This window comes from Ruegeria sp. CDSA221 (assembly GCF_059611825.1).
Genome location: NZ_JBXWPK010000032.1, coordinates 1 through 5,106, shown reverse-complemented (window position 1 = coordinate 5,106; position 5,106 = coordinate 1). Strand labels below are relative to the sequence as shown.

Annotated in this window: 5 protein-coding genes and 1 pseudogene; 1 reads left to right on the top strand and 5 read right to left on the bottom strand. The window is 51.9% G+C overall.

Annotated features, from left to right (window positions below):
- The first annotated feature begins 132 nt into the window (after positions 1 to 132).
- A pseudogene (locus AC2FJ5_RS21240) lies at positions 133 to 888 on the top strand (IS5 family transposase).
- Positions 889 to 962: 74 nt separating this feature from the next.
- Here AC2FJ5_RS21240 and AC2FJ5_RS21235 read toward each other — a convergent pair.
- The 5 genes from AC2FJ5_RS21235 to AC2FJ5_RS21215 all read right to left on the bottom strand — a co-directional run.
- Positions 963 to 1,973, bottom strand: coding sequence for a DUF2955 domain-containing protein (locus AC2FJ5_RS21235; protein ID WP_496794509.1), 1,011 nt, complete (start codon positions 1,971 to 1,973; stop codon positions 963 to 965).
- Positions 1,963 to 3,027, bottom strand: coding sequence for an HlyD family secretion protein (locus AC2FJ5_RS21230; RefSeq protein WP_496794508.1), 1,065 nt, complete (start codon positions 3,025 to 3,027; stop codon positions 1,963 to 1,965). Before AC2FJ5_RS21230 ends, AC2FJ5_RS21235 begins: the two co-directional genes overlap by 11 nt.
- A complete protein-coding gene (locus AC2FJ5_RS21225) occupies positions 3,024 to 4,181 on the bottom strand; it encodes an AI-2E family transporter (RefSeq protein WP_496794507.1) in 1,158 nt (385 codons plus the stop codon). The genes AC2FJ5_RS21230 and AC2FJ5_RS21225 overlap by 4 nt, the downstream gene beginning before the upstream one ends.
- A 103-nt stretch (positions 4,182 to 4,284) precedes the next feature.
- A complete protein-coding gene (locus AC2FJ5_RS21220; RefSeq protein WP_246097203.1) occupies positions 4,285 to 4,551 on the bottom strand; it encodes a potassium channel family protein in 267 nt (88 codons plus the stop codon).
- Between the two features lie 324 nt (positions 4,552 to 4,875).
- The coding region (locus AC2FJ5_RS21215) for a hypothetical protein (RefSeq protein WP_496794506.1) at positions 4,876 to 5,106 on the bottom strand (231 nt) is incomplete at its 5' end.

Here is a 5,106-nt window from a genome sequence, read left to right as displayed (position 1 = left end):
CACCGCCCCGTCAGCAGCCTCGGCCAAGGTCGCTGACGGGGGCAGCATAGCAAAGTGGCGATACAGAAGGCTCAGGATGCATTGATTTTCGCTGCGCTGCGTGATTCACGGCTCCAAAAACGGAGCGATGACATGAACGACCTCTATTGGCTGACAGACGAGCATATGGCCATGCTTTCCCCTTTCTTCCTGAAGTCGCACGGTAGGCCACGGGTCGATGATAGAAGGGTGCTGAGCGGGATTATCTTCATCAATCGCAATGGGTTGCGTTGGCGAGATGTGCCCTGGGAATCCGGACCTAAAAAGACGCTCTACAGCCGGTGGAAGCGTTGGAGCGAGAAAGGCATCTTCGCACGGATGATGGCTGGTCTGGCTGCCGAGCATGGTGAAAAGAAGATGTTCATGATCGACGCCACATATCTAAAAGCCCATCGCACGGCGTCCAGCTTGGGCATCAAAAAGGGGGGCATGGCCGCCTGATTGGCAGAACCAAGGCGGCATGAATACCAAGCTGCATGCTATTTGTGATAGCTAAGGTCGCCCGCTCAACCTGTTTGTTGCTGCCGGGCAAGTCAGCGATTACATCGATGCTCGGGCTCTGCTCAGCAGCATATTAAACGTGGATTGGCTGCTCGGGGATCGCGGCTATGACGCCGACTGGTTCCGTGAAGCGCTAAAAGACAAAAGGATACGCGCCTGCATCCCAGGCCGTATGCAACGCAAGACACCGGTCAAATACGATAAGCGAAAGTACAACGTCGCAACCGGATCGAGATCATGTTCGGCAGGCTCAAGGATTGGAGGCGCGTGGCGACACGCTATGACCGTAGTCCCAAGGTCTTCCTCTCAGCCTTCGCACTCGAGGCAACCGTTATGTACTGGTTATGAATCTTGACCCTAAGTAGAATTGGTCAAGTTGAGAACTCTGTCGGTTTCAGCGCCAAGCCTTGTTGCAACAAACGTCATTGAGCCGCCTGGCGCTCTTTTTCCGGCCAGAATTCATCTACCACGACATATGCGATGATTACAAAGAAGGCGGCGCTGGCAACTTGCAAAACTCGAATGATGCTCTTGACGTCAGCCTCGTCTGAAAACGGTGCAACCGACCCGCCGTATACAATCAGAGCCGTTGTAATAGCAGAGCCGGCAGCGGCGGCGAGTGGGGCTTGAGATTTACCGAGTGCTCCGAGTGTCAGGCAAAAGAAAAAACACAGCAGAATGGGCGTTAGAATAACCGGAGCTATTACGTTTATCTCATAGCAAATGATGGATACTGCCGCCCCAAGAAGGTTTGCCGTCAGCATTGCTTTTGCAACTGTTTTGCCTGCAGCGGGCATTGCCGCAAGTTGCTGGCTCAGCAGGGCGACAAAAAACAAAACAAGTAGTGCAGATGCGCCGGAAACAAAAAACGCCAAGGCAAACGGCACTGTTACAAGCGACATCCTGACTATACGGCGATGTGGGTCGAAGTTCGGCGACGATGCGGCCTTCTTCTGGGCCGCTGTTTGAGGTTCGGCGGGGATCAACGCGAACATCAGTGTCGATACGAAGCCTGCGAACAGCAGGTTCAACGGTATCCAATACACGAGCACCAAAGCCAGGTCCTGTGATTGCAGAACCAGGTTCGGGATCATCAATGCTCCCATGAGAGCTATGACACCGGGTAATACTCCGGCGCCGGAAACTGACCACTTGAAAGACAGGATTATTCCAATCGCCACCAGCATCAGAAATACAAGCGGATATGGTGAGAAAATTGACGACACCAGAAACGAAATGAACATCAACCCAATAGAGAAGACAAAGAGCTTCGCAAATGCTGTCAAAGGCAATGCGGCAGGTGCTTGCAGAAAAAGGGCGGCGAACACCGCCCCAACGACGGCAAGCGGCCACCCAAGAAATAGGCCCAATGAAAAGACGCCGGTAACACCCAGCGCAAGCCGGGTGACAGAGCTTTGGTCCTCAGTACGCATAGGACAGAATTGAAACCACGCGGATGTAGGTGCGACCTACGAGGTTCAGCAACGAGTTGTCGCTTAGGTACATGATCACATCGGCTTGCCCATTCAGTTGAAAGCGAAGGTCATCTTCGGCGCTTCCGGCTTCATAGCCAGGTAAAACGATCCTGACTGGGAATCTCTCAGGCTCGCGCAAAAAACCTTTAGTGCTTGGAGGGCTCGCCAATTGCCCGGGCACATCACCGCCGCTTAGGGAAACCGCCGAACTAAAGCTCTCAATGACGCCCGGAATAACCTGACCTGGATGCATGTCCAACACTACATCAACCGGAGACCCTATCGAGGCTCTTCCTAGGTTGTTCTCGGAAAAATACGCCTCAATCCAGACGTCAGTTGCGTCCAGAAACGTCAACAGATCCTGACCGGATCGCGCATATGTTCCGGGGGCTATCAGCAAATTAGAGATGACACCTGTCGCCGGAGCGCGCAACTCAGTCCACTCAAGGTTAAGCTCTGCATCCGCCAAGGCGGCCAACGCGCGCTGGATTTTCGGGTTTTCGATTCCGTCGTCACCAAGTCTCTGTTTTGCTTTTTCCAGATCTGCGTTTGCGTTCTCATAGTTTGCCTCGGACTCTGCCAGTTGCCCTCGCGCATCATCGGCCTTTGAGACGGCAATCAACCCTTTCTTTTCGAGCGCAAATACGCGTTCTGTTTGAATGCGCATCGTATCCAGATCGCTCTGCGCCCTTGCCAGTTTGGCCTGTGCCGCTCTTACTTCTGCCGAAGATGCGCCCACTTCTTGAGTGGCTGCTTCGAGATCAGCTTCCGCTTTGTCGCGCTGAATCTCATAGGGTCGCGAGTCGATCCGGACAAGGACATCTCCGGCCGATACAATCTGACCATTTTCGACCAATACTTCAGTCACGGTGCCAGTCACCTGCGGGACGATCTGGGTCGCCACGGCTTTTACTCTGGCGTTCCCGGTAAATGGCGTTTTCCGATCAGCGACCAAATACCAGACAAGGAAAATCAGAATGACAGCCAGGGTTGTCCATATCGTTTTCCTCATTTCGTCGTACCATCAGCAACGCCCTCGGCTTCGGGCGAGGTATCAATCCAAACCTTGAACAGCTCATAGAAGACAGCAAAGAGAACCGGCCCCATAAAGACGCCGATCAAACCGTACGCCATCATACCTCCGAGAACACCGATGAGGATGACCAACATAGGAGTCTCGAGGCCTTTTGAGATGAACACGGGTCTTAGGAAACTGTCCATTATAGTGACGGGAACAGCCAGTATGGTGAAGATCAAAGCAGTTCCGCCGGACATGGAACTCCATGCGTAGATAATTACCGGTATAAGAACCAATCCGGGCCCGATTTGGATAATCGAGAGTATCAGGCAGATGAATGCCAACGTGGCGGCCGAAGAAATCCCAAACAAAGCCAACAGTATCCAAACGCAGACCGCTTGAATGGCAGCTACGCCAATCACGCCTTTTGTAACGTTCCGAATTGTTGCGCCTGCCAGTGTTACGAATTCTCCACCGCGCGGAGCGAAAACACGGTTGGCAAAGCGCTGAAGACCCTGGACCATATTTGGCCCGGGGCTGAACAACGCCCCCATAATCAATACGGACAGAGCTAAGCCAAGAAGCCCGATGCCGATGCCCAACACCTTTCCAAACAGCGACTTGGTGATCTCAAGGATTTGCGCGCCATATTTCGTAAGCGCGCCGTCAAGATTGCGCTCAAACATCCCCCAGACATCGGAAATTTTGTCTCCAACCAATGGCAATTCCTTGAGGCCCTCGGGCGCAGGGGGGACTTTCAACTCACCCTTGTCAGCTTGTTCCGCGAATTCAGCCCCTAGTTCTGCAGCACCAGACACCGCAGTTGCGACAGGCCCGAGGGTCAGAACAAGGCCCAGCAAAACCAAGATCGTTGTGGCAAGCTTTTTCCGACCTCCCAGCTTGGACTGCAGCCAATCAAATGTCGGGTAAAGCGCCACACAGAGGATAGTTGCCCAGATAACCACGCTTGCAAGCGGGGCCACCATGACCAGAGCGCTGTAGAGAAATAGTCCGAGAAAGAGCAATCGTATCGCTAGATCGACAATCTTTGCGTCCTGTGTCTTTTCCATTCCATCCCTCCATATATTTTTTTGAATGTTATACTCAAAAAACATAATATGTATATTTTTTTGAGTTTTAGTGATCATCTATCAGCTTGAAGGCGCAAATGAATCCAGGCCGCGGTTTGAGATGCACAGACGGGCCAATGCCTGTGCAGGAACTCGGTTTGGCTCATTTGAGTGCAGTCTATTAGTCCGCTTTTTTGTCGTCTTGGGACAAGATTGTATCTGCCACTGTGGTCGCCGCGGTCACGAAGACACCGAGGCCCACGATGATGTAAATCATTGTGAAGATCTTCCCTGCCGCGGTTTCAGGTGAGAAGTCACCAAACCCTACGGTCGAAATTGTCACTACAGAAAAGTAGATTGAGTCGAGCCAACTCCAACCCTCGACAAAGTGGTAAAAGACCGAGGCCCATAAAATCATTCCAACCGTGAAGGCAAGAATGCCTTTCACTCTACCGTCTTTGAAAGCGACGCCTATCCCACGTGTTATTCTAGTTAGTGAGTTCATCCTGTCCTCGTCGTTTGAAGAATTCACATATAACAGTAATTAGATAAATGTGGGAAATCGAAGAAATCTGGCTGCCAATAGCTTGGGAATGCGTCGAGCCGCTGAAGTCGCAACCCCTGCAACGTGTCCAGTTCTGGTCGGTCAAACTCGCTTCAAGCCAGCTGATTGGAAGCTGGGTCAGCGGTACAAAAGTTATTTTGTCATCTACCCGTGATTTAGCTGTCCGACCAAATCAGCGAGAGTTATCAGCTGTACGGTCAAGATCATTCAGAGGTCGGGAAATTTACCGACCATATAATCCATTAACCTAACAAATAAATGGTTTAGGTTGCCCAAGGTATGAATCGGAACATTAGGAGAAAAGCGTGCGGTACGTTGCAAAAGGTGTATTTGTTTGTTGCGCTGTCGCGTTTGTGGCTGTGTGTCAATCCCGGCGCAAAATGGGTCAGTTTCCCGGTGTAAAATTGGACAGTTTGGTTGGGAGTTAGCTGCGCCTTG